This window comes from Citrobacter sp. (assembly GCF_050252275.1).
In the GTDB taxonomy this organism is placed as follows: Bacteria; Pseudomonadota; Gammaproteobacteria; order Enterobacterales; family Enterobacteriaceae; genus Citrobacter_A; species Citrobacter_A amalonaticus.
Genome location: NZ_JBFWLF010000411.1, coordinates 1 through 2,746 on the forward strand (window position 1 = coordinate 1; position 2,746 = coordinate 2,746).

Annotated in this window: 1 protein-coding gene and 1 pseudogene; one reads left to right on the forward strand and one right to left on the reverse strand. The window is 52.8% G+C overall.

The window, feature by feature from the left end:
- Positions 1–29 precede the first annotated feature (29 nt).
- Positions 30–1,187, reverse strand: a pseudogene (gene glyA, locus AB7E14_RS22495) (serine hydroxymethyltransferase); the annotation flags it as partial.
- Positions 1,188–1,514: 327 nt separating this feature from the next.
- Between glyA and hmpA the strand changes: the two are divergent.
- A complete protein-coding gene (gene hmpA, locus AB7E14_RS22500) occupies positions 1,515–2,705 on the forward strand; it encodes an NO-inducible flavohemoprotein (RefSeq protein WP_316962747.1) in 1,191 nt (396 codons plus the stop codon).
- Positions 2,706–2,746 lie beyond the last annotated feature (41 nt).

Genomic DNA, 2,746 nt, shown 5'->3' on the forward strand with positions numbered 1-2,746 from the left:
TCATCATTGATGTTGTCCAGCACGTCTCACATCCAGCCCGCCAGCTCTTTCGCTTCCGCTTCTTTAAAGCCGCGACGCGTAATGGCCGGAGAACCGATACGGATACCGGAAGTGACGAACGGACTCTTCGGATCGTTCGGCACGCTGTTTTTGTTCACGGTGATATTGGCACGACCCAGCGCGGCGTCAGCTTCTTTACCGGTCAGGTTTTTGTCCACCAGATCCAGCAAGAACAGGTGGTTTTCAGTACCGCCGGACACCCCTTTGTAGCCACGGTTCAGGAACACTTCCACCATCGCTTTGGCGTTTTTCGCAACCTGCTGCTGGTAGACTTTGAACTCTGGCTCCATCGCTTCTTTCAGTGCAACCGCTTTACCGGCAATCACGTGCATCAACGGGCCGCCCTGCGCGCTTGGGAAAACGGCAGAGTTCAGCTTTTTGTACAGCTCTTCATCACCGCCTTTCGCCAGGATCAGGCCACCGCGCGGACCCGCCAGGGTTTTGTGGGTGGTGGTGGTCACAACGTGTGCATGCGGAACCGGGTTCGGGTACACGCCTGCGGCAATCAGACCCGCAACGTGGGCCATATCAACAAACAGGTACGCACCGATGCTGTCAGCGATTTCACGCATTTTTGCCCAGTCAACCACGCCGGAATAAGCAGAGAAGCCTCCGATGATCATTTTCGGTTTGTGCGTCTGCGCCAGTTGCGCCATCTCTTCGTAGTCAATTTTACCGGACTCATCGATACCGTAAGGTACGATGTTGTACAGTTTGCCAGAGAAGTTCACCGGAGAGCCGTGAGTCAGGTGGCCGCCTTGCGCCAGGTTCATACCCAGAACGGTATCACCGGGTTGCAGCAGCGCGGTGTAGACCGCGAAGTTAGCCTGAGAGCCGGAGTGCGGCTGTACGTTAGCGTAGTCTGCGCCAAACAGTTCTTTGGCGCGATCAATCGCCAGTTGCTCAACGATATCGACGTATTCGCAGCCGCCGTAGTAGCGCTTGCCCGGATATCCTTCAGCGTATTTATTAGTCAGCTGAGAGCCCTGCGCCTGCATGACACGCGGACTGGTGTAGTTTTCGGAGGCGATCAGTTCGATGTGCTCTTCCTGACGTACTTTTTCCTGCTCCATAGCCTGCCACAGTTCGGCATCATAATCGGCAATGTTCATTTCACGCTTTAACATCCGCATCTCCTGACTCAGCTAACGATAGAATTTTTGGCCTTAAAAGGCGGTCCTGTTGGACAACGGGCAACAGTATAACTGAATCATTCTGTGATAACAGGTCTTGACAAAGGAATTTACGCAAACGATTACCTTCACAGGGCACAAGGCTTTGCGGAATGAAGACCTTACGAATTTCAACGGATTTCTTTTCAGGTTTGTGATGCAGATTTTTCACGTTGTAACGTTTAACACGTAAAGCGTCAAAGAACCATTTACAATGCAGGGATATTTTTTATAAGATGCATTTGACATACATCATTAAAGATTCACATAAAGGAAGACCGTATGCTTGACGCCCAAACCATCGCCACTGTAAAAGCCACCATTCCCCTGCTGGTAGAAACCGGCCCCAAACTGACCGCCCATTTTTACGATCGCATGTTCGCTCATAACCCTGAACTCAAAGAAATTTTTAACATGAGCAACCAGCGTAATGGCGATCAGCGTGAAGCCCTGTTTAATGCCATTGCCGCTTATGCCAGCAATATTGAGAATCTGCCTGCCCTGCTGCCTGCGGTTGAGAAAATCGCCCAAAAGCACACCAGCTTTCAGATAAAACCTGAGCAGTACAACATTGTCGGTACACACCTGCTGGCGACCCTCGACGAAATGTTCAGTCCAGGCCAGGACGTGCTGGATGCGTGGGGCAAAGCCTACGGCGTGTTGGCGAATGTCTTTATCCACCGCGAAGCGCAAATCTACAGTGAAAACGCCCGTAAAACCGGCGGCTGGGAAGGCACGCGTCCGTTCCGGATCGTGGCGAAAACCCCGCGCAGCGCACTGATTACCAGCTTTGAACTTGAACCGGTAGACGGCGGCACCGTGGCCGAATACCAGCCTGGCCAGTATCTTGGTGTCTGGCTGAAACCGGAAGGCTTCCCGCATCAGGAGATTCGTCAGTATTCTCTGACCCGTAAAGCGGATGGTAAAAGCTACCGTATTGCCGTGAAACGTGAAGAAGGCGGTCAGGTATCAAACTGGCTGCATAACCATGCGAACATCGGCGATGTCGTGCATTTGGCCGCACCGGCTGGCGATTTCTTTATGGCAGTCACCCCGAATACGCCGGTTTCCCTGATCTCTGCTGGCGTCGGTCAAACGCCCATGCTGGCAATGCTGGATACGCTGGCAAAAGCAAACCACACCGCGCAGGTCAACTGGTTCCACGCCGCAGAAAACGGCGACGTCCATGCGTTTGCCGATGAAGTGAGTGAACTGGGTAAAACGCTGCCACGCTTTAGCGCCCACACCTGGTATCGTGATCCAACCGAAGCCGATCGCGCGAAAGGGACGTTTGATAGCGTTGGGCTGATGGATTTGAACAAACTGGAAGGCGCAATCAGCGATCCGGCGATGCAGTTTTATCTGTGCGGTCCGGTGGGCTTTATGCAGTTTGCCGCGAAGCAGCTTGTTGAGCTGGGTGTGAAAAACGAAAACATTCATTACGAATGCTTCGGCCCGCATAAGGTCTTGTAATGACGTCATGCCTGATGGCGCTGTGCTTATCCGGCCTATAG